The organism is Azospirillum brasilense, assembly GCF_008365405.1.
GTDB classification, from domain to species: domain Bacteria; phylum Pseudomonadota; class Alphaproteobacteria; order Azospirillales; family Azospirillaceae; genus Azospirillum; species Azospirillum brasilense_D.
On the sequence record NZ_QOKV01000002.1, the window covers coordinates 124025 to 147960 of the forward strand.

The window sequence follows — 23936 nt, forward strand, 5'->3', positions numbered from 1 at the left end:
CCGGGGTTTTTGTTACGCATCACGGTCAGTGGACGGCCGCGCTGCGTCCGCCGCCGCTGCCCGTCAGGGCGAAGCCCAGCGGCGGGCGTTCCGGGGCCTTGAAGCCGGTGGCGCGGTCCTCCTCGACGGGAACGCCGTCCAGGGTAAGGCGGCCGTCCCGCGTCGACAGGTGCAGGGTCGAGCGTTCGTCCACCTCGCCGTCGAGAAGCCGCTCGGCGATGGGGTCCTCCACCAGATTCTGCACGGCCCGCTTCAACGGACGGGCGCCGAAGGCCGGGTCCCAGCCGAGGTCGGCGAGCCGGGCGCGGGCCGCGTCGTCGGCGGTCAGCGACAGGCCGCGCTCCGCCAGACGGTCGGCGACGCGGGCAAGCTGGATGTCCACGATGTGAGCCATCTGCTCGCGCCCCAGCCGGCGGAAGATCAGCACGTCGTCCAGCCGGTTCAGGAATTCCGGCCGGAAGGCGCGGCGCACCGCGTCCATCACCTCGACCCGGGCGCCCTCCAGGCTGTCGTCCTCGCCGAGCGCCGTCAGGGCGTCCGCCCCCAGGTTCGACGTCATGATCAGGATCGCGTGGCGGAAGTCCGCCGTGCGGCCCTGCCCGTCGGTCAGCCGCCCGTCGTCGAGCGCCTGGAGCAGCACGTTCAGCACGTCCGGATGAGCCTTCTCCACCTCGTCCAGCAGGACGACCTGATAGGGCCGGCGCCGGATCTTCTCGGCCAGCGTGCCGCCGTCGTCATAGCCGACATAGCCCGGGGGCGAGCCGATCATGCGGGCGACGGAGTGCTTCTCCATATACTCCGACATGTCGACGCGGGTCACCGCGGTCTCGTCGTCGAACAGGAAGGCGGCCAGGGCCTTGGCCAGCTCCGTCTTGCCGACGCCGGTCGGGCCGAGGAACAGGAAGGAGCCGGTGGGACGGTTCGGGTCCTTCAGCCCGGCCCGCGCCCGGCGCACCGCCTTGGACACGGCGCGCACCGCCTCCGCCTGACCGACGACGCGCTCGGCCAGCCGGTCCTCCATGCCCTTCAGCCGCTGCCGCTCGCTGTCCAGCATGCGGTCGACCGGGATGCCGGTCCAGCGGGTGACCACGGCGGCGATGTCCTTCGCCGTCACCTCCTCCCGCTCCGCGTTGGCGCGGGATTCGGCTTCGGCCAGACGCTTCTCCAGATCGGGAACAACGCCGTAGGCCAGCTCGCCGGCCTTGGCCCAGTCGCCGTCGCGCTGCGCGTGCTCCAGCTTGGTGCGGGCCTGGTCCAGCTCCTCCTTCAGGCGGCGGCCCTCGGTGCGGCGGGACTGGCCGGCGCGCCATTCCTCTTCCATGGCGGTCAGCTTCGCCTCGTCCACCGCCAGTTCGGCCTCCAGCTTGTGCAGACGTTCCTGGGACGCGGCGTCCGGCTCGGACTTCAGGGCCTCGCGCTCGATCTTCAGCTGGGCGACGCGGCGGCCGACGGCGTCCAGCGCCTCCGGCTTGCTGTCGATGGCCATGCGCAGGCGGCTGGCCGCCTCATCGACGAGGTCGATGGCCTTGTCGGGCAGGCGGCGGTCGGCGATGTAGCGGGCGGAGAGCTGCACCGCCGCGACCACCGCCGCGTCGGCGATGCGCACGCCGTGGTGCACCTCGTACTTGCCCTTGATGCCGCGCAGGATCGACACGGCGTCCTCGTCGGACGGCTCGTCGACGTTCACCGGCTGGAAGCGGCGGGCCAGCGCCGCGTCCTTCTCGATGTATTTGCGGTACTCGTCCGGCGTGGTGGCGCCGACGCAGCGCAACTCGCCGCGCGCCAGCGCGGGCTTCAGCATGTTGGCGGCGTCCATCGCGCCGTCCGTGCGGCCGGCGCCGATCAGCGAGTGCAGCTCGTCGATGAACAGGATGATGCGCCCCGCCGCCTGCTGAACCTCCGACAGGACGGCCTTCAGCCGCTCCTCGAAGTCGCCGCGGAACTTCGCGCCGGCCAGCAGGGCGGTGAGGTCGAGCGCGAGCACGCGCCGGTCCTTCAGCCCCTCCGGAACGTCGCCGGACGCCAGCCGCTGGGCCAGACCCTCCACCACGGCGGTCTTGCCCACGCCGGGCTCGCCGATCAGCACGGGGTTGTTCTTGGTGCGCCGGGCCAGGACCTGGATGGTCCGACGGATCTCGTCGTCGCGGCCGATCACCGGGTCGAGACGGCCCTGCCGGGCCTCCTCCGTCAGGTCGCGGGCGTATTTGGCGAGCGCCTCGCCCATCTGCGAATCCTCCTGCCGGTCGGCGGGACGGTTCTTGCTCAGCGACTCGACGCCTTCGACCAGCACCGCCGGATCGACACCGGCGCGGTGGAACAGCGCGCGGGTGGCGCCGCCCTGGGCGGCCAGCGATTCGAGCAGCCGTTCGGGGGAGACGAACTTGTCGCCGGCCCCGCGCGCGGTTTCGACCGCGTTCTGAAGCACGCCGGCGAGCGCCGGGGACATGAAGATCGGGTGCGGCCCTTCGCCATCCACACGGGTCTGGCGGTTGAGGGTTTCCTCGGCGGCGGTCTTCAAAAGCTCGGGGTCGCCACCGGCATCGCGGATCAGCTTGGCCGGCACGCCGTCGGCGTCCTCGACCAGGGCCTTCACGAGATGTTCGGGGATGAGCTGTTGGTGGCGTCCGGCGAGAGCCGCCAGTTGCGCAGCCTGGATGACGCCGCGCGCGCGGTCGGTGAACAGACCGAAGTCCATCAGGCACTCCGTATCGTTATGGTTCCCGCCCTTTGCGAAGGCGCGGGAAGACGGCCTGTGTGGCCCGCACCATGCGCGGCCCCGGTCGCCTCAAGGGAACAGATGGGCAGGGGTAACGCCGCGATCAAGACAGTCGCTCCGGCGGCAGGGCAAGGCTGTTCTGCGCTCACAATGTCTCACTATATGGACGATGATTTATTTATTTGACACACTACGCACACCTTCATAAAGTGGTGGAAACTGATATGCCAGATATCGGACAACAACGCGGGAGGGAGGATATGGCCGGCATCGGAGCAAATCCGCTCGATGCACAAGCGTCGCCGGAGAAGCCGCAGGCATCCGGAACCCAGACGCTGATGCGCGGCCTCGCCCTCCTGGAATGCGTGGCGGCGGGCATCGGTGACGTGAAGGGCATCGCCGCCCGGCTGGGTACGCCGCGCAGCACCACGCACCGGATGCTCAACAGCCTGACCCAGGACGGCTATCTGCACCACGTGCCCTACAAGGGCTATCTGCTCGGGCCGAAGCTGATCGCGCTCGGCATGCGCGCGCTGGAGCAGCGCCCGCTGGTCGCCATCGCCCGCCCGCACATCGAGGAGTTGGCCCGCCAGACCGGCGACACTGTCCATCTCGGCGTCGTCGAGGGTGCGGAGGTCTTTTACCTCGACAAGATTCCGAACACGCGCGGGCTGGAGATGCGGTCGCGCATCGGCCTGCGCATGCCGCTGGCCTCCACGGGGCTGGGCAAGGCGCTTCTCCTCGGCCTGCCGCGCGAGCGCTGGTCCGACCTGTACGAACACGCGCTCCGCCTGACCGCGGCGGCGCCGGAACGGCCCCCGCTGGCGCCCTGGCCGGAGTTCGAATCCCGGCTGGCCGCCTATGTGGACCGCGGCTGGTCCTTCGACCTTGAAGAAAACGAAATCGGCATCCGCTGCGTCGGCGCGCCGATCCGTGACGTCCGCAATCAGGTCGTCGCCGCCATCAGCGTGGCGAGTGCCGTGCCGTACATGCCGGACGAACGGATGGAGGAGCTTGGACCCATCGTCCGGGCGGTCGCCGACGCGATTTCAAAGGATTTGGGATGGAAACGGGACGAACGGGCGTCGGGGCATCGCTGATCGCCCTCGACTGGGGAACCTCGAGCCTGCGCGGCTTCCTTATGGGCCGCGACGGGCGGGTGCTGGACCAGCGCGCCAACGCGCACGGCATCCAGAATCTGCCGATGCCGGGCATCACCGGCTTCGAGCAGGCCTTCACCGACCTGTGCGGCGATTGGCTGGCAGCATATCCGGGCTTGCCGGTCGTGGCCGGCGGCATGGTCGGCAGCGCCCAGGGCTGGCGCGAGGCCCCCTATGTCCGCTGCCCCGCCGACACGACCACCCTGGCCTCGCAGGCCATCCCGGTGGAAAGCGCGTCGGGGTCCCGCATCCTGATCGCGCCGGGCGTCCTCTACGACCCGCCGAGCGGCCCGCCGGACATCCTGCGCGGCGAGGAGATCCAGATCGCCGGCGTGCTGGCCGACCGTCCCGACTGGGGCCGCGACGCCTGCATGGTGCTGCCGGGCACCCATTCCAAATGGGTGGAGATTGTGGGTGGGCGCATGATCCGCTTCTCCACCTACATGACCGGCGAGACCTTCGCCGTGCTGTGCAAGCATTCGATCCTCGGCCGGCTGATGCCGTCGGACGCCGCCCCGACAGAGGTCGAGTCCGATGCCGCTTTCGCCGAGGGTGTGCGGGCGGCGCAGGCCAGCGGGCCGGGTGACTTCACGCACCAGATCTTCGCCGCGCGCACGCTGGGCATCACCCGCCGCATGCCGGCGGAGATTCTGAAGGATTACCTGTCCGGCCTGCTGATCGGCCACGAGCTGATCTCCGGCCTCGGCCATATGCGCAACGAACTGCACGAGGGCCGTCCGCTGCTGCTGATCGGCGAGGGCGCGCTCTGCCGCCGCTACGTGCGCGGCCTGGAGCTGCTGGGCGTCGAGCCCACCGACCGGCTTGAGAACACCGCCCCGCGTGGGCTCTTCCAGTTTGCCGTAGCCGCCGGCCTGATCGCGCCGGCGGGGGAGTGACGACCATGTCCGATGAGTCCTTGAAGGCTCGCTTCGACGCCGCCTTTTCCGCCCTGCCGCTGGTCGCCATCCTGCGCGGCCTGACCCCCGCCGAGGCGGAGGGCGTCGCGCAGACGCTCTACGACAGCGGCTTCCGCATGATCGAGGTGCCGCTGAACTCGCCCGATCCGTTCGACAGCATCGCCGCCGTCCGCCGGTTGCTGCCGCGCGACGCGCTGGTCGGCGCCGGAACGGTCCTGGCGGTGGAGCAGGTGACCCGGCTCAAGGAGATCGGCGCCGATCTGGTCGTCATGCCGCACGCCGACACGGCGGTGATCCGCGCCGCCAAGGCCGCGGGGTTGGTCAGCCTGCCCGGAATCGCCACACCGACGGAAGCTTTCGCAGCGCTGTCAGCCGGGGCCGACGCCCTGAAGATCTTCCCGGCGGAGCTGGTCGGCCCGCGCATCATCAAGGCGATGCGCGCCATCCTGCCCGCCGGCACCCGCCTGCTGCCCGTGGGCGGCATCGCCCCGGACACCATGGCGCCGTTCCTGGAGGCCGGCGTGGCCGGCTTCGGGCTTGGATCGGCGCTCTACGCGCCGGGCCTGTCCGCCGCCGAGGTCGGCGTTCGGGCGGAGGCCTTCGTCGCCGCGTGGCGGCGCCTGAACCCGCGCTGACCGGGCCACGGCAACAACGGGTTCATTTCTTTTCTCTCCTCCTCACCACCACAAGCAATGTTCCAGGGAGAACGCTCATGAAGGGCTATCGTTTCGTCACCGGCGCCGTTGTCGGCGCGCTGACTTCCGCCACGATGATGGTCGCCGTGCAGGCCGCCGAGTACCCGACTAAGGCGATCGAGCTGATCGTTCCGTACGCGGCCGGCGGCGGCACCGATCTGGTGGCCCGCGCCTATGCGGACGCCGTGAACCGCCACCTGCCGCAGTCGGTCGGCGTGGTGAACAAGACCGGTGGCGGCGGCGCCGTCGGCCTGTCGGAGATCATGGCCGCCCGTCCGGACGGCTACCGCATCGGCATGGGCACCGTGGAGATCACCACCCTGCCGAACCTCGGCGTCGCCCGCTTCACGGCCGATGATTTCACCCCGATCGCCCGCCTGAACGCGGAGCCGAGCGCCATCACGGTCAACGCCGGCGCGCCGTGGAAGACCATCGAGGAGTTCCTGGCCTACGCCAAGGAGAATCCGGGCAAGGTCCGCATCGGCAACTCCGGCACCGGCGCCATCTGGCACCTCGCCGCCGAGGCCCTGGCGACCAAGTCCGGCCTGAAGTTCAGCCACATCCCCTATGACGGCGCCAACCCGGCGGTCACGGCACTTCTCGGCAACCACATCGAGGCCGTCAGCGTCAGCCCGGCCGAGGTGTCCAGCCACGTCGCCGCCGGCACGCTGCGCATCCTGGCCGTGATGGACGACCAGCGCTCCAAGGCGTTCCCGGACGCCCCGACGCTGAAGGAGAAGGGCATCGACGTGACGGTCGCCACCTGGCGCGGCATCGTCGTTCCGAAGAAGACCCCGGCGAACATCGTCGAGACGCTGCGCACGGCCTCCAAGAAGGCGGTCGAGGAGCAGGGCTTCCGCGACCAGCTGGCCAAGATGAACCTCAGCTACGCCTATCTCGACGGCCCGGAGTACAAGGTGGCCATGGAGAAGGATGCCGAGATGTTCAAGGTGCTGATGAAGCAGATCGGCCTGTCCAAGTAAGGCTTGCCGTTCACGCAAGCCGCATCCCCGGCGTGTCCCCGGCGGCCTTCGGGCCGCCGGGCGTCCGAAGGAGATTCATTTATGAGCAACGCTCCCGCTCCGGGCGGCAAGGTCGGCCTGCGCCCGCAGGACCGCCTTGCCACGCTGGTCATCGCCGCCCTGGTCATGGCCGTCGCGGTCGCCGCCATCATCGTCGCGGGTGATTTCCCGCCGACCATGCTGGAAACCGACGTCGGCCCCGCCCGTTTCCCGATCATCTTCGCCGTGGCCCTGCTGGTGCTGTGCGCAATCCTGGTCTTCAACACGCTGCGGGCGCCCGCCGCTCCCCCGGACGATCCGGCGGAGGTCGGGCCGAAGATCAGCTACGGCACCGTGGCCATCGGCATCGCCCTGACCGCGCTGTGCCTGTTCGCCATGGAGCATGTCGGCTACATGGTCGCGACGGTGCCTTACCTGTTCGCCCTGATGTGGCTGATGGGCCGGCGCAACCTGATCATGAACGCCGTGCTGGCCGTGGGGCTGACCATCCTGATCGACGTCGCCTTCGTCTATGCGCTGAACGTGCCGCTGCCGACCGGGAGCCTGTTCGAATGATCCCGACCGTCCCGGCCCGCCGCAACACCCCGCCAGCGGAGGTGTGAAATGTACGAACTCGATATGCTTCTCAAGGGCGCGCAGACGCTGCTCGCCCAACCGATGGCCCTGCTGCTGGCGCTTGTGGGCGTCGCGCTCGGCATCGTGATCGGTGCGCTGCCCGGCCTGACGGCGACGATGGGCGTCGCCATCCTGCTGCCCTTTACCTTCGGCATGGACCCGCTGTCGGGCCTGCTGATGATCTCCGGCGTCTTCTTCGGCGGCATCTACGGCGGGTCGGTCACGGCCATCCTGCTCAAGATTCCCGGCACCCCGGCCGCCGCGGCGACCGCCATCGACGGGTACGAACTGACCAAGAAGGGCCAGGCCGGCATCGCGCTGGGCACCGCCACCTTCTCGTCCTTCCTCGGCGGCACGGCCAGCGTCTTCGTGCTGATCTTCCTCGCCCCGGTGCTGGCGCGCTTCGCGCTGGAATTCAGCGCGTCGGAGTCCTTCGCGCTCGCCGTCTTCGGCCTGTCGATCATCGCCAGCATCTCCGGCGTCTCGGTCATCAAGGGCCTGATCTCCGGCTTCCTCGGCCTGTTGCTGGCGACCGTCGGACTCGATCCGATGGGCGGCTTCCCGCGCTACACCGGCGGCTACACCGAGCTGTTCAACGTGCCCTTCATCCCGGTGATGATCGGCCTGTTCGCCGCCGCCGAAGCCTTCAAGTCGTTGGAGGACCCGCAGGTCCGCGCCGGCATGGCCGCGGCGCTCGACCGCATCATTCCGCCCTGGCACATGTTCCGCCGCCAGCTGGGCAACATCGCGCGCTCTTCGGGCCTCGGCATCGTCATCGGCATGATCCCCGGCGCCGGCGCCGACATCGCCGCCTTCGTCGCCTACAACGAGGCCAAGCGCTTCAGCAAGACGCCGGAGAATTACGGCAAGGGCGAACTGGGCGCCGTCGCCGCCTGCGAATCCGGCGCCAACGGCTGCACCGGCGGCGCGCTGCTGACCATGCTGACATTGGGCATCCCCGGCGACGCGGTGACCGCCGTGATGCTGGGCGCCCTGACGCTCCAGGGGCTGCAGCCCGGTCCGCTGCTGTTCAAGGACCACGCCGATCTGGTCTTCACGCTGTTCGCCGGCATGCTGGTCTGCTACGTCTTCATGCTGGTGGTTGGCCTCGGCTCGCTGCGCTTCATGGGGCGCATCCTGCAGATGCCGAAGTCGGTGCTGACGCCGTTCATCCTGGCGCTGTGCATCGTCGGCACCTACGCCATCAACAACAGCATGTTCGACATCTGGATCATGCTGGCCGCCGGCGTCGTCGGCTACTTCATGCAGAAGTGGGATTTCCCGGCCTCGCCCGTCGTGCTCGCCCTGATCATGGGGCCGATGGCGGAGGCGAATTTCCGCCGCGCGCTGTCGCTGTCCAACGGCAGCTACGACTTCCTCTACACCCGCCCGATCACAGCGGTCCTGCTGACCATCGCGATCCTGACGCTGATGCTCCCGCTGCTGCGCCGCCTGTGGGCGCAACGCTCGCCCGGTGGACCGACGACGATCAACCCGGCCGCCGGGAGCAGCCGCATGGGGACCCCGGAATGACGACCGTGACGAGCGTTGGCCTGGAGGCCGTCTTCGATCCCGACCTGCGCAACGGCACCGGCGAGAATCCGGTCTGGGACGCCGAGCGGGGCCTGTGGACCTGGATCGACATCCCGGCGCGGACCATCCACCGGCTTGACCCCTCCAGCGGCGCTCACCGTCGCTGGACCCTGCCGGAGATGATCGGCAGCCTCGTGCTGCGTCCGGACGGCGGCGCGGTCTGCGCCTGCGAGACCGGCGTCTTCGACGTGGATCTGCCGGGCGAAGGCGGGGAGGCGGCGGTCACCACCCTCGCCACCCACCGCTTCCCCAAGGAGGGCATGCGCTTCAACGACGGGCGCTGCGACCGGCAGGGGCGGTTCTGGCTGTCCAGCATGGTCATGGACATCAGCAAGGGCGACGCCTCCGGCCTGTGGCACCGCTTCACCCGGGCCGACGGCCTGACCGAGACGGGGACCGGCGGCTACATCATCCCCAACGGTTCCGCCTTCAGCCCGGACGGACGCACCCTCTACGCGTCCGACAGCCACCGCGACGTGCGGATGGTCTGGGCCTGGGACTACGACACGGACACCGGCACCGCCGCCAACCGTCGTCCCTTCGTCGACATGCGGTCGATGGTCGGGCGTCCCGACGGTGCCGCGGTGGACGTCGACGGCTGCTATTGGATCTGCTGCCTGGACGAGGGCTGCATCAAGCGCTTCACCCCCGACGGCGAGTTGGACCGCCGCATCGAGGTGCCGATGCGCAAGCCGACCATGTGCGCCTTCGGCGGGCCGGACCTGCGGACGATGCTGGTCACCTCGCTCAGCCGCGGGCCGGCGGACCTCGCCGAGGACCCGCATGGCGGGCGCGTCCTGATGTTCGATCCCGGCGCCCAGGGCCTGCCGGAACCCCGCCCGGCCGATTGAGCCAAGCCAAAACGACACCAAGACACGAGAGGCAAGGAATGTTTGACGATCTGAAGGGCAAGCGCGTTCTGATCACCGGCTCCACGCAGGGCATCGGCCTCGCGGCGGTGGAAGCGTTCGCCCGCGCCGGCGCCAAGGTCGCCATGAACGGCCGCCGCGTCCCGGCGGACCTGGAGGCCACGCTGGCTCGTCTGAACGGGCTGGGCGGCGAGGTCGTCTTCCTCCCGGCCGACGTGTCGGACAGCGCGGCGTGCGGCACGCTCGTCGAAGCCTTCGTGGAGCGCTTCGGCGGCCTCGACGTGCTCATCAACAACGCGGGCGGTCTGGTCGCGCGCAAGCCGCTGCCGGAGATCGACGACGACTTCTTCGACGCGGTGACCGACCTGAACTCCCGCTCCGCGCTGATGGTGACCAAGCACGCCCTGCCGCACCTGAAGGCCGCGGCGGCGCAGAACGGCACCACCTCTTCGGTGATCTCGGTCGGTTCGGTCGCCGGCTACACCGGCGGCGGTCCGGGTGCTGGCCTGTACGGCGCGGCCAAGGCGTGGCTGCACAACATCCAGAAGAACTGGGTGGCCTTCCACACCAAGGACGGCATCCGCTTCAACATGGTCTCGCCGGGCACCTTCGACACGGCCTTCCACGCCGACAAGGACGAGGACACCAAGGCCCGCATCGGCTCCGGCTTCCCGATGGGCCGCTTCGGCCGTCCGGAGGAATGCGCCCCGACTTTCCTGTTCTTCGCGTCGCACGCCTGCAGCGGCTACATCACCGGGCAGGTTCTCGACGTCAACGGCGGCCAGTACATGCCGTAAAGGGCACATGCCGTAACGCTTGGTGGTTCCGTCCGCGTCCGCTTGGTCAGAGCGGGCGCGGCGGGATCGCGGCGGTGAAAGCCGCCGTTTTGGCGGCGATGGCCGGCAGGGTGGGGGAGGGCCCGCCATCCTCGCACCGCAGCTGGCGGGCCACCGCGTGCAGGGTGCCGTGATGGCGGCGGCAGAGGATGCCGTCGGCGTCACGGTCGTAGAGCCGGACGAACTGGACGGGAGCCGCCCCGTCCTCCGCATGGACCTCCACCTCCACCAGATGGGTGCAGAAGGAGCAGGCGGTCAGCGGGTCCGTCGAATCGAAGGCCACGCCGGCCTCCAGACAGCGCCGGGCGAAGGCCTCCAGAAGCACCGACGCGCTGTCCACCGTTTCCAGCCCGCGCAGGGCGCGCACGACGTCGCGCATATGGCCGACCTCCGGCAGGATCAGCCCGGCGGCGGAATGGCGGTCGTGGATCACCAGCTTCATCATGATGCGCAAGCCGTCTTGAACCGGGCGTCCCGGTGGTTGACCGTCCGGTGGTTTGTCGGGCCGCTCGTGGCGTAGCCGGGCCGGTTCGACCACACCCGCTGGCGGATGCGGATCTGCGTCCGGCAGTCGGCCGAGCAGTAGAGCGGGGCGGGGCCGCGGCCGGATGCGCGGGTGAACGGACGCCCACAGCAGGCGCAATGCAGCTTGGGCGTGGGAAGAGGTGGTGTCGTACGGGCGTGTGTCGGCGTCGGCATGGCTGGATTCACGAAGCATTTCCAAAGTTGGACGGACTATACGGGTGGTCTGTGACAGTTTGACGGGTGGGGGCGGGCTACCACTTTTTCGCGTCCCGCCCGCCGCTCGCGGACACGGAAACGCCATCGAGCACCGGCCGGTTCCCATGACAGGACGTGGCGTTTGGTAATGTCGGGCGATGCTTAAAATGCAGTTGTTTTTCCGGCAGAACATAATCAGAAACGGTCTCTTATGGAGCGAATGGCACCGACAAATTGTCTTTGCCGATAAAAGATCGCGTTGTAATGTCCCTTTGGCGGACGAGGGTGTTTCTGCGGACCGGTCATGCACTGGTTGTGGCCGGCGCCCCTGATCGGGGGCAGTGCCGGATCGTCCCTTTCCGCCGCAAGAGGAAGGGGCGGATATGGGAGCACCGACGAAGGCGACGATTCTCATCGTGGATGACACCGCCGACAACCTGTCGCTGCTGAGCAGCCACCTGAAATCTATTTATGCTGTCAAGACCGTGAACAACGGCGATGCCGCGTTGCGCGTCGCCTTTTCCGACCATCCGCCGGATCTGATCCTGCTCGACGTCATGATGCCGAGCATGGATGGGTACGAGGTGTGCCGCCGCCTGAAGGCCGATCCGCGGACCTGCGACGTTCCGGTGATCTTCCTCACCGCCAGAACGTCCGTCGAGGACGAGAAATTCGGGCTGGACCTGGGAGCGGTCGATTACATCAGCAAGCCGATCAGCCCCCCCATCGTCTTGGCGCGGGTGAAAAACCACTTGTCATTGAAGGCCACCGCCGATTCGCTGCGGGCGACCGTGGAGGAGGTGCGCGCCGCCCACAGCCGGTTGGAGGAAACGCAGCAACATCTGATCCAGACGGAGAAGATGGCGGCGCTGGGCCTGCTGGTGTCCGGCGTAGCGCATGAGATCAACACGCCGATCGGCGTGGCCCTGACCGCGGTGTCCCATCTCTCCGGGCTCGTCGAATCGCTGGCCTCGCAATTCCAGAGCGGAGCGATCCGCAAGTCCGACCTTGCCCGGTTTCTGGAGAACGCGCGGGAAGGGACGCTGCTCGTCACCACCAACATCGTGCGTACCGCCAATCTGATCCAGAGCTTCAAGCAGGTGGTGGTCGACCGCGCCGGCTCGGAACGGCGGGTGTTCGACCTCAAGGACTATCTGTCCGACGCGCTGTTCGGGCTGGACCCGCACCTGCGCGAGGCCGGGCACAGCCTCTCCATTTCCTGCCCCGCCGGGCTGACCATCGACAGCCATCCCGGCCCGCTGTCGGAGGTGCTGTCCATCCTGATCCGCAACGCCGTTGCCCATGCCTTTCGACCGGGCCAGAGCGGACGCGTCACCCTGGCGGTCACGCCACTGGAGGAGGATTGGGTGGAACTGCGCCTGTCCGACGACGGCAAGGGGATCGACCCGGACCACCTGTCCAAGCTGTTCGATCCTTTCTTCACCACCCGCCGAGGCATCGAATTTCCGGGGCTGGGGCTCTACATCGCCTTCAACCTCGTCCATCAGGTGCTTCAGGGGACCATCGATGTGGAAAGCCTGCCCGGCGGCGGAGCCAGCTTCGTCGTCCGCATGCCGCGGCGCGTCTCCGCCTTGGCCGAAGCGCCGGCCTGACGCCGGCGCGCAACGCCGCGCCTCGCATGGGAACCGGATGTCAGGATGCCGAAATGCGGGCGGCAACCCGCTGCAGCACTGCCGGAGGATCGACCGGCTTGGCGATGTAATCCACCGCCCCCATGGCGAAGCCGTGCTCCCGATCGGCCTCGTCGGCCCGTCCCGTCAGGAAGATCACCGGGATGTCGCGGGTTGCCGGCGCTTTCTTCAGGGCGGCGCAGACCTCGTAGCCGTCCATCTCCGGCATCACCACGTCCAGCAGGATCAAATCGGGCGCCGGGATGGAGGCGGCAATCTCCAACGCCTTGCGCCCGTTGTTGGCGACCTTCACCCTGTAGCTCTCCTTCAGCAGTCCGCTCAGCAGCTTCAGGTTGTCCGGCGTGTCGTCCACGATGAGGATCATGGCTTTCGACTCAGCGGGAGCCGATGCGGGCGATGCAATGTCCATGGGATCGTTCCGATTTGGGGAGGCGGCAAGGCCGACGGCCGGTCAGGCTTGGACAGTCGCGCTGCGCTCGGTCAACGCTGAGTCCAGAGTGGTGGCGGCCTCGTCGAAGTCGAAATTGCGGATCTGGCCGGCGATGGCCTCGAACCGGTCGGGGAAGGCGGCTTGCAGAAGGTGGGCGTTCGCCGTCAGCACCTCCTCGGCGTCCGGGTCGCTGTCGAGCAGAAGCTGGCGGAGTTGGCCGCACAGGGTGTGAAGCTCGTCCGCATCCACCGTGGCAGTCCGGGCTCCGGACGGTGCGGCGGTGCCCGTCGGTGTCAACGCCGCTTCAAGATGGGCGAGAAGAGCACCCAACGGCGGTTCCAATTCGGCCAGCCGCGCGTCGATTTCCGAGCGGGGCCCGGAGTCGCGGATGACCGCCTCCAGACCGGCGGCGGCGTCCTGGACGGGGTGGGCGCCGATGTTTCCGGCGGTGCCCTTCAGCGTGTGGGCAAGGCGCTCCGCCGCGGCGAGGTCGCCCGCGTCCAGCGCCGTGCGGATGGCGGTCGCCACCCCGCGCTGCCCGGCGGTGAACTTGCGCAGCAGGTCGAGGTAGAGGCGCTTCTTGCCGAGCACCCGCGACAGCCCGGTGGCGGTGTCCAACCCTGGAACACCGACGGGTAGGTCACCCGCATCCTCTGCAACCGGGGCCAGGAGGGAAGCGGGCGCCTCGGCGCCCAGCCCCGGCCGGGGCGTCACCCAGTCCAGCAGGGTGGCCCACAGCGCGCCGGGGTCGATGGGCTTGGCCAGATAGTCGTTCATGCCCGCATCGAGGCAACGCTCGCGGTCGGTCTGCATGGCGTTGGCGGTCATCGCGACGATGGGCAAGTCGGCGAATCCCAGACGACGGATTTCCAGGGTCGCGGCGACGCCGTCCATGACGGGCATCTGCATGTCCATCAGCACGAGGTCGTAGTGGGCCGCCTGCACCATGTCCACGGCGATGGCGCCGTTCTCCGCGACCTCCACCACCAGCCCGGCGTCGCCCAGCAACTCGCAGGCCACCTGCTGGTTCAGATCGTTGTCCTCGGCCAGCAGGATGCGGGCGCCGCGCAGGCGCGGCAGGTCGGCGGTGGACGCGGCGGCCGGCACCGGGAGGGCGTCCGCGGCCTGATCGTCGGCGCCCAGCACCCGCATGATGCCGTCGAACAGGGCGGACGGGTTGACTGGCTTGAACAGCACCTCTTCGATCGCCGTGTTCTCGGCGCCCCTCAGCACCTCCTCCCGGCCATAGGAGGTGACCATGATGTGGTGGGGGGCTTGGTCCAACTCCAGCGCGGCGAGGCCGGCGGAGGTTTCCAGCCCGTCCATGCCCGGCATCTGCCAGTCGAGCAGCACGACGCGGAAGGGACGGCCCTCGCGTGCCGCGAATCGCGCCGCCTGGATGGCCGCCGGACCGGAGTCCACAGCCTCGGCGGTAAAGGACATGGCCGCCAGCATGTCGGTCAGCACGACGCGGGCGTTCTCGTTGTCGTCCACCACCAGACAGCGCAGGCCGCGCAGGTCTGGTCGCGGCAGCAGCACGCGGCGCGGCTTGTCGCGGCCCAGCCGGGCGGTGAACCAGAAGCAGGAGCCGCGACCCGGCGCGCTGTCCACCCCGACCGAACCGCCCATCAACTCGGCCAGCCGCTTGGAGATCGCCAACCCCAGGCCGGTGCCGCCGTACTTGCGGGTGGTCGAGGCGTCGGCCTGCTGGAAGCTCTGGAAAAGCTGGCCTTTCTGCTCATTGCTCAGGCCGATTCCGGTGTCGCGCACCTCGAAGCGGACCAGCAGTTCGCTGCCAACCTCCTCCTCCAGCCGGACGATGATGGCGATTTCGCCGCGCTCGGTGAACTTGACCGCGTTGTTGGCGTAGTTGACCAGAATCTGCCCGATGCGCAGCGGATCGCCGATCAGGTCGCTGGGCACGGTCTGGGCGACGTCGAAGATCAGCTCCAGGCCCTTGGCCGCAGCCTTCTCCGCGATCAGGTCGGCCAGGGTGCCCAGCACCTTGTCCAGGTGGAAGCCGGTGCGCTCGACGCTCAGCTTTCCGGCCTCGATCTTGGAGAAATCCAGAATGTCGTTGATGATGCCCAGCAGATGCTGGCCGGACTGGCTGATCTTGAGGACGTAGTCGCGCTGGCGCGGCGTCAGGTCGGTCTTCAGCGCCAGATGCGACAGGCCGATCACCGCGTTCATCGGTGTGCGGATCTCGTGGCTCATGTTGGCCAGGAAGCTGGCCTTCGCCTGGGACGCCGCCTCCGCCCGGTCGCGGGTCAGGCGCAGTTCCTCGGCCTGGGTGCCCAACCGGACGACGGCGTTCAGGATGCTGTCCAGTTCCTGGGTGCGGGCGCCGGGAAGCCGGATGTCGCGCTCGCCCTCGCCGATGCGGCGCAGGCCGTCGGCCGCAAACAGCAGCGGCCGCACCACATGGCGGCGGATCAGCAGACCGGCGGCGATGAAGATCGCCAGCACCGCTACGAAAGCGAATTGAATGACCTGCGACACCAGACGGGTTCGCTCCTGGATCTGGCCCAGGCGGCCCGCCGTCAGTTCGGTCACGTCGACCAGCAGCCGGTCGCCGACCGTGTTCAGTTCCACAAGCGTCTGCGCCCATGTCTCGGCGAGGCGCTCCTCCTCGGCCGTCGGGGGGGTGTCGCCGGCGGGAGCGCCCTCCGACCGCCGGGCTTTCGCCGAGGAAATCCGCCGGATGACCGAATAGGCGTCCGTCACCTGCCGCTTCAGCGTGGGATCGAACTGGAAGGTCGGGTGGAAGGCCAGCGCCTGGGCGGCCAGCAGGGACTCGCGGCGGCGGCGGGGGTCCTCCGTGAAGAGGACGATCGCCCCCGACTGCTTCAGCCGCTCCAGATTCACGACGGCACGCTGACGTTCCAGGATCAGCGGCACCATGCGGTCCTGGCTGTCGGCGGCCAGCCGCTCCATCTTGCCCTGCTCCGCGACGATGCCGACGAAGAGCATGCCGATCAACGCGAGCAGAATCGCGCCGCCGGTGAGAATCGCCGGCTGCAGCCGTACGCGGGGATGCCTGCGGTCGCGGGCGGACGTCATGGCCGGTACCGGGTCAGTAGATGTCGAAGGGGAAGTAGCTGCGGTTGATCCGCTGGTAGGTGCCGTCGTTGCGCAAGGCCGTCAGGGCCCGGTCCACCGATGCCTTCAGCTCGTGCTGGCCGGGCGGGAAGACGATGTGCACGGTCCCCCCCAGCCCGTCCTCGGACATCGGGGTGCCGATGGTCTCGAATCCGTCTCCTGAGTCGGACAGCAGGAAATGCACCACGTTCAGCGTCGGACCGATGGCCATGTCGCTCTGTCCGCTGCGCATGGCTTCCCACAGGTCGTCGAGCGTGGACACGGGGATCAGATTGGATTGCAGCTTCGGATCGGCGTCGGCCAGACGGACCAGAGCCGCGTGCTGCCGCGAACCGCGGATGGCGGCGACGCGCCGGCTGCGGATCGCCTCCTCCAGGCTCAGTTCCGGCATGCCCCGGTGCCCGACCAGGCTGGTGCTCGACCGCCAGTAGGGAATCGAGAACAGGAGCCGCTGCTCCCGGTCCGGCGTGCGCAGCACGTTGCCGAATCCGATGTCGAATCGGCCCGCGGCGACGTCGTCGATGATCTGCTTGAAGGGGGCCGCGTCAAAGCTGCACACGGCGCCCAGCGAGCGACACAGTTCCCGTCCGAAATCGACGTTGAAGCCGACCAAGCCCCCTCCGGCGTCGCGGTCGCTGAAAGGCGGAGAATGGTCGATGACCACGACACGCAGGACCGGCCGGCCGGTCGGCGGAGGCGCATCAGCCTGGACCGGTTGCGGCAGCATAAGGCCGGCCAGCAGGACCGCGACGGTCAGTACGGCGTATGCGGTGGGGAAGCGCATGCGTGAGCCCATCGGCGCCTCAGTACATCCGGAAGGGCAGGAAACGGGAGCTGATGGTGTCATAGCGTCCATCCGCAAGGATCGCGCGCAGGGCCATGTTGACGCGGTCGCGCAGCTCCTCGCGCCCCAGCGGCAGGGCGATGGCGGATTCGCCGCCCAACCCGCTCTCGGTCAGCGGATCGCCCACCACCTCCAGCGCCTCCCCTTCCGCGCTGGTCAGCAGGTGGACGGTGACGGCGGTCGGAGCCAGCGCCAGATCGACCCGTCCGTCCAGAACGGCGCGCAACGCCTCCGCCTGATCGTCGTAGATCTCGATCGTGCCGCCGACGTTCTTCGCGGTCAGGTAGTCGTACTGCTTCGATCCGCGGGTAACGGAGATGCGCTTCCCCGCCAGATCCGGCGCCACGCCCAACATCCATTCGCCGGCCCGGCCGATGTAGCTGGAACTGGACCGCTTGTGACGGTCGGTGAAAAGGTACTTCTTCATCCGCTCCGGAGTCTTCAGGATGCTGGCGACCGCGAAGTCGGCGGCGTTGCGGTCGAGCAGATCCAGGACTTCCGGAAACTGCAGGGCGGTGATCTCGCAGCGGATGCCCATCGTGTCGCAAAGCGCGCGGGCGATCTCCACCTCGAACCCAGTCAACTTTCCTTGATCGTCCACCATCGCGTAGGGCGCCATCTTCCAGGTCAGCACCCGGTAGACCTCATCCGCCTGGGCGGACACCGCCGCCGAGGCGCAGAGCAGGACGGAAAGCCACAAGGTCGCGACGGTGCGGAACGGCATCAGGCGGTGCATGGACTGACTCGATAAAGCGGGAAGATGGAGTGTTGCGCTCGCCTAGCGTTTCGGCGCCGTGCACACGCAGCTCACTGATTGAATTTTATCGCTTGTTACGGACCGCAGTCCGGCTTTCATGAGACAATATCATCGCCTACGGATCGGTCAAGATGATCTGTAAACTTATAGGTTGTTTTAACCCCGGAACATATCACCGCGTCGGTGTCGAACAGATCATGTTCCTTGCCAATCTCTATTTCCGGTTTCATCCGCCATGGCGAGCATCAGGCCGCCAGGGTGTGCGACGGCGCCTCGACCTTGCCGGTGGACTCCCCGACATCCTCGGTTGCGGGGGGATGCCGGCCACGACGTTGACAAGGAAACCGTCTCATGACAGTTTCCTAGGAAACTGAGGGAGGGCATTCTGGTCGAATCGAACATCAGCCCGCTCGATGCGCATCTCGGCTATTGGCTGCGCTTCGTGTCGAATCATGTGTCCCACGCCTTTGCCGCAAAACTGGCGGGGAGGGGGGTGACCGTCGCCGAGTGGGTGGTTCTGCGCGACCTCCACGGTTGCGACGGCGCGGCACCCAGCCTGCTGGCCGACCGGTTGGGCATGACACGCGGGGCGATTTCGAAACTGGCCGACCGCCTCGCCGCCAAGGGGTTGCTCACCCGATCCGCCGACCCGGCCAATCGGCGTTGCCAGACGCTGACGCTCACCCCGGAAGGACGGGCTCTGGTGCCGGATCTGTCCGCCTTGGCCGACCTCAACGATCTCGACTTCTTCGGCCACCTGGATCCCGCCGAGCGGGGACGGATCGAGGAAACGCTGAGAGGCATCGTCCTCCGGATGGGGCTGCGCTCCATTCCCGTCGATTGACCGCACATCCGACACTGCACGGAGGGACCCATGACCGCCGGAACCACAGCCATCCTGCTGGAGTGCAGCCGGGCTTCGGAAGAGGAGCGCATCACCTTCCCCGAGGTCGTCGCGGCGCTGGCCGCCGCGGGGGTGGAGCGCTACCACACGGATCTCGTGCGGGCGGAGACGACCTACTATTTCCCGGACGGGACGACGGAGCGGGTGGAGATCCGGCCTTCCGCCGTGCCGCCGGCCATGGACTTCGCGGCCGACGGCGTGGAATCCGCCGTTCGCGCCATCCAGGCCGGAGCGATCCGCTACCGCGGTTTCTGTGAGCGGGTGCTTCGGGCCGGCTGCGCCGGTTGGACGGTGAGCATCCTGGGCCGGCGGGTCGTCTATTACGGCCGCAACGGCGACAGCCACACCGAGTGGTTCCCCGGCGCGCGCTGACGCCGCTCGGCCGTCACCGGTCCGGGGCCGTCACCACCCCAGGCGGCGGGACAACACCGGGCCGAGGTCGCCACGCCACTCCTTCAATTCGGCCTCCGCCCGCTCGACCGCGCGCTGGTCGCGGTAGCGCTTGAGCGCGCGGTTCGCGTCGCCGCGCGCCTCCATGGCGGCCAGCCGCTTCGCCACCTCCGGCTCCGACGCCACGGCCTGGCGCCAACGCTCCAGCCGCACCTCCGCCACCGCGTCCACGATGGGTTGCAGCGCCGGCATGCGGCCCAGCTTCTTCACGCCGGGCGCCAAGCGGGCGGCGGCAGCGGCGGCGGCCTCCTTGGGGATGCGGGGGAAAGCCCGCTGCACCGCCTTGGTCAGCGCGTCCTTGATGTCGTCGCCGCGCTGCTTCGCCTCGGCACCCCGGGTCAGCCGCGCGACAGCGCGCGCCTGCTTCTTGGCGTGCCAGGACAGGATGCCGTCGGCGATCTCGCGCGCATCGGCGTCGAGCCAGACGACGCTCTCCGCGCCGTCCGCGAGCAGGGCCTTCACATCCTCGGAAAGCTCCGCATCGACAGCGGAGGCCACGCTGGCGAGATGCAGCGCCTTCAGCGACCGCAGCGAGCGCGCCCGCCCGTCATCGCCGCCCAGCAGTGTGGCCTCCACCAGCGCTCCGCCATCCAGCAGGCTCTGCAGAAGGTCCAAGTCGCCGTGCGTCCAGCGGCGGGCGGCGGTCAGCCGCTCCACCCGCAGGCGCAGCAGGTCGCGCACGGCCGGACGTGGCGCGGCCGGCACACAGCGTTCCACACGCCACACGCCACCCTCGAAGCGCGCCACCGCCCATTGAACACCGTTCTCGACGGGCCGGTCGGTGGGGAAGGCGCCATCCAGATTCCAACGGTCGCTGGCCCGCAGGCAGCCCTCCGGCGGCGTCTGCCACGGCGTTCCCGGCTTGGAATAGAAGCTGGGTGTCACCGGGCTGCGCAAAATGAAGCGCCAGCCTGCAACTTCCGCGGCGAGGCCGTCGGGCATGGCGGCCGGGCGAGGCGCTTCACCCAGCTTCAATAGAGGTTCGGGGGCATCCTGGCTGGGCTGAGAGGCTTCGGACGACGGGTGTTCAGACGACATGACGGCTCCTTCCGGCGGCACTGTAGCACAGGGCGGGGCGGTGCTTTGCAACTTTAGCCGCCTCTCGACCGGCCGTTTCGAAAAGCCGTATGGAAATTTCATGAAAACAGATCCGCAATACCTGTAGTCAATTCCCGAATTTTCTTCGGAACACGATCACGATCCGGTGTTTTGATGTCCTTTGACCGAAGTCAAGGAAAGGCGTCGTGACCTGCGTTTGAGTCGATGAATGCTGTCCGTTTTTTTGAGGGTAAATCCATGCGATTATTGTCCATCAATGTCATTCTACCAGTAATTGTTGGCGGACTTGCCCTCCTGGGAATTTTCATGGCCGGCAACGCCGCGTTCGTGGCTCTTCGCGGCGTCGAAGCGGCTTCGGCCTACCGGAACGTCAATCAAGTGGCCGGCGGCTTGGTCGCCGCCGCCGGCGAGTTCGCCCTTGAGCGGGGCGCCACCAACGGTGCGTTGAACGGTGCGAGCCCGCTTTCCGCCGATCGGCTCGCCCGGTTGCGCCAGCGCCGGGACGCCGCCGACGCCGCCCTGCGCCCTGCGCTGGAGGACCTGCGTGCCATGCCCGAAATGATCCCGCACGGACTGCGCCTGGGCGCGGTGGAGGAATCGTTGGCCAGCTTCCGGGACTATCGGCGCGGGGTGGACGAGGCGTTGGCCCGCGACGCCGACGAGCGGTCGCCGGACGTGGTGTCGGGCTTCAGCGGCACGATCACCGCTCATATCGAACGGATCGGCGCCCTGCGCCTGCTGCTGGAGGCGGTCGCTCCTCCGCCGAAACCGGCGACGCTGCAACTTGTCCAGCTGCGCGGCTACGCGGCGGATATGGCCGAACACGCCGGGCGGGAGCGCGCGCTGTTCAGCGCCCTCGTCGCCGGCAGCCGGCCGGTCGCCCCCGGACAGGCCGAAGCCCTGGCGAAGTCCCGCGGGCGGCTGGAACAGGCGTGGGATGGCATCCGCGCGCTGCGCACCCGGCCGGACATCACGCCCGATCTGGCGCGGGCCATCGACGGGGTCGAGGTCGCGTACTTCCAAGCTTTCGCCGAGACCCGGCAGGCGGTGCTGAAGGGCGGTGCGGATGGCCGTTACCCGCTGACTCCCGACGACTGGATGAGCCAGGCGACGGCGGGCATCGATTCCATCCTCACGCTGGCCGGCACGGTGGGCGCGGCGATCGACGCCGCGGTCGCTGGGACCGCTGAGGAGGCGCGATCCGACCTGCTCGTCAGCCTCGCCGTCTTCACGCTCAGCCTGGTTCTGGGTTTGGGGGGCTCGCTGCTGGTGATCCGGCGGATCGTCCGGCCGCTGACGGCGATGACCGGGGCCATGCGACAACTGGCCGACGGCGATCTGGCGGTCGTCATTCCCGGCACCGGGCGCCGCGACGAGATCGGCGCCATGGCGCAGGCCGTCCAGGTCTTCCAGGAACATGCCGTCGCGCGCGAGCGGCTGGAGGCGGAGCAGCTGCGCGAGCGGAAAATCCGCGAACGCCGGGCGGCCACGCTGGAACAGCTGACCCGCGGCTTCGAAGCGAAGGTGAGCGGGCTGGTCGGCACCTTGTCATCCGCCGCGACGGACATGAAGGCGACCGCGGGGTCGATGTCCGCGGCGGCTCAGCAGACCAACCACCAATCCTTTGCCGTGGCGGCGGCGTCGGAACAGGCGTCCACGAACGTGCAGACCGTAGCGGCGGCGACCGAACAGCTCACCGCGTCCATTCAGGAGATCGGCAACCGCGCCGCCCAATCGCAGGCCATCGCGACACGGGCCGTCCAGGACACGCGGCGGACCGATGAGACGGTGAGGCTGATGGCCGGCTGCGCCCAACGCATCGGCGAGGTGGTTGGGCTGATCCAGGCGATCTCCAGCCAGACCAATCTGCTGGCGCTCAACGCCACCATCGAGGCCGCCCGCGCCGGAGACACCGGCAAGGGCTTCGCCGTCGTGGCTCACGAGGTGAAGATGCTGGCGAGCCAGACCGCCCAGGCGACCGACGACATCGCGGTCCAGATTGCCGAGATCCAGACCGTCACGCGCGACGCCGTCTCGGCGATCCGCGCCATCGGCGCCGTGATCGGCGAGGTGAACGAGATCGCCACCGCCATCGCCGCCGCTGTGGAGGAGCAGGGCGCGGCCACCCAGGAGATCACACGCAACGTCCAGCAGGCGGCCGTCGGCACGCAGGAGGTCGCCTCCAACATCGCCGGCGTGCGGCAGGCGGCCAACGACACCGGGGCGGCGGCCACCCATGTGCTGAGCGCGGCGCAGGAGCTATCGCAGCAGGCGGAGCGGCTGAGCGGCGAGGTCGATGACTTTCTCGGCGGCGTCCGCAGTGCCTGACCGCCGCAGTGCCTTGACCGCGCCGGTAGATCGGCCCGCGCTCAGTGTTGGGCGGTCTCCTCCCCGGCGCCGTCCTGGCCGAAACTGTGCAGGATGCGGGCGAAGCTGGTGGCTCCGGCGCTGCGCATGGGAACGAAGGGTTTGCCCATGCGGCGGCACAGCCCCTTCACCCGCAGGCAGGCGTCGTGGCTGACGCAATCGACGGGACAGACCACCACGTCGGCGCGTTCCACCAGCCCTTCCAGACAGCGGGTCGTCTGCTCGAACCCGCCGTCATGGTGAAGCAGACAGCCGTTGCGCGTCTCCACCGCCGCCCGCAGGTGGGGCAGGCTCTTGGTCCGCCCCCCCACATAGAGGATGGCCCGCCCGCCCAGGTCGGTCGGGGCCGCCGCGTCGTCCGCGGACCGACGGCGGGGTTGCGCGACCGGGGTGTCGAGCAGGCGACGCAGCCGCTCCACCTCGGCCTCCGCATGGCGCGCGCGCATGCGCTCACTGGCGACGCGACGGTGCAGGGCGTCCATGGTGCGCAGCAGCCGCGCGTGGCCCGGCGCCCGGCCTGACGCGGCTTTCGGGGGAGTGGACGCGTTAGCGATTGGAGGAGCGGCCCGCTGTGCGGCGAGTTGCGCTTCCAATTCCCGGATGCGGGCGTCCTTCTCGGCGACGCGTTCGGCGGCGGCGCGTTCCTGCTTCGCCAGCCGGGCGGTCATCTCGTCGCAGCGCCGGACCAGATCGCGGTTCTCGCGCAGTTGGCGGCGGTTCTCGCCCCCCATCAGGTGGGAGAGCATGTGCACGTCGGCGAAGGCGCGCACCCGCACCGCGTCGGGCATGGCGCCGTGGCTCAGCACGCCCCAGTAGGCGGCGGCCACCTCGCCCGAGGCCACCGCGGCGGTCCACAGCGTCATCCAGCCCTCTTCGGTCGTCTCGCGCGCGAATCGCTTCACCGCGGCGGCGAAGGTCTCGTCCAACCGCTTGTGCATCAGCCGGGCTTCCGGACCGTCCTCCGCCGCCTTCTCCACGAAATAGCGATGGATGTCGTAGGGGCGGGCGTCCGCCGTGGGGACCAGCTTCAGCCGTCGGCACAGCCACGCCACGTCCTCCGACGACAGGCAGGTGCCCACGATCGAGCAGTGATACTCCGTGGGAATCGTCCACAGCTTCCGGCGCTTGGCCTGTCCCAGTACGCAGGATGGCACGGTCTTCCGACAACGCTCACACATCGTCTCCGCCCCCGATCGGCTTCGGCTGTTGGGTTTCCGGTTCCGTCCGG

Annotated in this window: 20 protein-coding genes; 12 read left to right on the forward strand and 8 right to left on the reverse strand. The window is 68.7% G+C overall.

Translation table 11 applies throughout. From position 1 onward, the window contains the following. Window positions 1–25: 25 nt before the first annotated feature. The gene (gene clpB / locus DS837_RS04880) at window positions 26–2695 is read right to left on the reverse strand and encodes an ATP-dependent chaperone ClpB (RefSeq protein WP_149163702.1); all 2670 of its coding nucleotides are present in this window, start codon (window positions 2693–2695) and stop codon (window positions 26–28) included. Window positions 2696–2976: 281 nt separating this feature from the next. Between clpB and DS837_RS04885 the strand changes: the two genes are divergently transcribed. The 8 genes from DS837_RS04885 to DS837_RS04920 all read left to right on the forward strand — a co-directional run bounded on the left by DS837_RS04885 (window position 2977) and on the right by DS837_RS04920 (window position 10384). Next, window positions 2977–3816: an IclR family transcriptional regulator gene (locus DS837_RS04885; RefSeq protein WP_149163703.1), complete on the forward strand. Its 840-nt coding sequence runs from the start codon at window positions 2977–2979 to the stop codon at window positions 3814–3816. Beyond that, the gene (locus tag DS837_RS04890; RefSeq protein ID WP_149163704.1) at window positions 3780–4772 is read left to right on the forward strand and encodes a 2-dehydro-3-deoxygalactonokinase; all 993 of its coding nucleotides are present in this window, start codon (window positions 3780–3782) and stop codon (window positions 4770–4772) included. The genes DS837_RS04885 and DS837_RS04890 overlap by 37 nt, the downstream gene beginning before the upstream one ends. Before the next feature lie 5 nt (window positions 4773–4777). Continuing rightward, window positions 4778–5428 (forward strand): 2-dehydro-3-deoxy-6-phosphogalactonate aldolase, encoded by a 651-nt coding sequence (locus DS837_RS04895; protein WP_149163705.1) that lies wholly within the window; start codon window positions 4778–4780, stop codon window positions 5426–5428. A 77-nt stretch (window positions 5429–5505) separates the two neighbouring features. Continuing rightward, on the forward strand, window positions 5506–6471 hold the full coding sequence (locus tag DS837_RS04900; RefSeq protein WP_145624488.1) for a Bug family tripartite tricarboxylate transporter substrate binding protein: 966 nt from the start codon (window positions 5506–5508) through the stop codon (window positions 6469–6471). Window positions 6472–6552: 81 nt separating this feature from the next. After that, window positions 6553–7065: a tripartite tricarboxylate transporter TctB family protein gene (locus DS837_RS04905; protein ID WP_149163706.1), complete on the forward strand. Its 513-nt coding sequence runs from the start codon at window positions 6553–6555 to the stop codon at window positions 7063–7065. Between the two features lie 48 nt (window positions 7066–7113). Then, window positions 7114–8658, forward strand: coding sequence for a tripartite tricarboxylate transporter permease (locus tag DS837_RS04910; protein WP_149163707.1), 1545 nt, complete (start codon window positions 7114–7116; stop codon window positions 8656–8658). Then, a complete protein-coding gene (locus tag DS837_RS04915) occupies window positions 8655–9569 on the forward strand; it encodes an SMP-30/gluconolactonase/LRE family protein (RefSeq protein WP_149163708.1) in 915 nt (304 codons plus the stop codon). The genes DS837_RS04910 and DS837_RS04915 overlap by 4 nt, the downstream gene beginning before the upstream one ends. Window positions 9570–9607: 38 nt before the next feature. Beyond that, window positions 9608–10384, forward strand: coding sequence for an SDR family NAD(P)-dependent oxidoreductase (locus tag DS837_RS04920; RefSeq protein WP_149163709.1), 777 nt, complete (start codon window positions 9608–9610; stop codon window positions 10382–10384). Between the two features lie 46 nt (window positions 10385–10430). Here the strand turns inward: DS837_RS04920 and DS837_RS04925 are convergent, their stop codons facing one another. Beyond that, window positions 10431–10868, reverse strand: a complete 438-nt coding sequence (locus DS837_RS04925) for a hypothetical protein (protein WP_149163710.1) — start codon at window positions 10866–10868, stop codon at window positions 10431–10433. A 658-nt stretch (window positions 10869–11526) separates the two neighbouring features. On the opposite strand from DS837_RS04925, the gene DS837_RS04935 reads away from it, so the two are divergent. After that, entirely contained in the window at window positions 11527–12756 is a 1230-nt protein-coding gene (locus DS837_RS04935; protein WP_149163712.1) for a sensor histidine kinase, read from the forward strand. 40 nt (window positions 12757–12796) lie between these two features. Here the strand turns inward: DS837_RS04935 and DS837_RS04940 are convergent, their stop codons facing one another. The 4 genes from DS837_RS04940 to DS837_RS04955 form a co-directional block, all read right to left on the reverse strand. Next, a complete protein-coding gene (locus DS837_RS04940; RefSeq protein WP_211102086.1) occupies window positions 12797–13159 on the reverse strand; it encodes a response regulator in 363 nt (120 codons plus the stop codon). A gap of 87 nt (window positions 13160–13246) precedes the next feature. Further along, complete coding sequence (locus DS837_RS04945; RefSeq protein WP_149163714.1) at window positions 13247–16288, reverse strand: hybrid sensor histidine kinase/response regulator; 3042 nt, start codon at window positions 16286–16288, stop codon at window positions 13247–13249. Window positions 16289–16301: 13 nt separating this feature from the next. Then, window positions 16302–17111, reverse strand: a complete 810-nt coding sequence (locus DS837_RS04950) for a substrate-binding periplasmic protein (RefSeq protein WP_149163715.1) — start codon at window positions 17109–17111, stop codon at window positions 16302–16304. Window positions 17112–17130: 19 nt separating this feature from the next. Then, window positions 17131–17907: a substrate-binding periplasmic protein gene (locus DS837_RS04955; RefSeq protein ID WP_149163716.1), complete on the reverse strand. Its 777-nt coding sequence runs from the start codon at window positions 17905–17907 to the stop codon at window positions 17131–17133. A 514-nt stretch (window positions 17908–18421) separates the two neighbouring features. On the opposite strand from DS837_RS04955, the gene DS837_RS04960 reads away from it, so the two are divergent. Together DS837_RS04960 and DS837_RS04965 are read left to right on the forward strand one after the other, a co-directional pair. Continuing rightward, window positions 18422–18772 carry a MarR family winged helix-turn-helix transcriptional regulator gene (locus DS837_RS04960; protein ID WP_247889774.1) on the forward strand — a complete coding sequence of 117 codons (351 nt, stop codon included), beginning with the start codon at window positions 18422–18424 and terminating at the stop codon, window positions 18770–18772. Between the two features lie 30 nt (window positions 18773–18802). Then, window positions 18803–19204 (forward strand): DUF1398 family protein, encoded by a 402-nt coding sequence (locus tag DS837_RS04965; RefSeq protein WP_149163718.1) that lies wholly within the window; start codon window positions 18803–18805, stop codon window positions 19202–19204. A 30-nt stretch (window positions 19205–19234) separates the two neighbouring features. Here DS837_RS04965 and DS837_RS04970 read toward each other — a convergent pair whose 3' ends face one another. Continuing rightward, the gene (locus DS837_RS04970; RefSeq protein WP_247889775.1) at window positions 19235–20320 is read right to left on the reverse strand and encodes a hypothetical protein; all 1086 of its coding nucleotides are present in this window, start codon (window positions 20318–20320) and stop codon (window positions 19235–19237) included. Between the two features lie 327 nt (window positions 20321–20647). Between DS837_RS04970 and DS837_RS04975 the strand changes: the two genes are divergently transcribed. Then, window positions 20648–22669, forward strand: a complete 2022-nt coding sequence (locus DS837_RS04975) for a methyl-accepting chemotaxis protein (RefSeq protein ID WP_170295746.1) — start codon at window positions 20648–20650, stop codon at window positions 22667–22669. Window positions 22670–22710: 41 nt separating this feature from the next. On the opposite strand, the gene DS837_RS32550 is transcribed toward DS837_RS04975, so the two are convergent. After that, on the reverse strand, window positions 22711–23862 hold the full coding sequence (locus tag DS837_RS32550; RefSeq protein WP_247889776.1) for a DUF2325 domain-containing protein: 1152 nt from the start codon (window positions 23860–23862) through the stop codon (window positions 22711–22713). Window positions 23863–23936 lie beyond the last annotated feature (74 nt).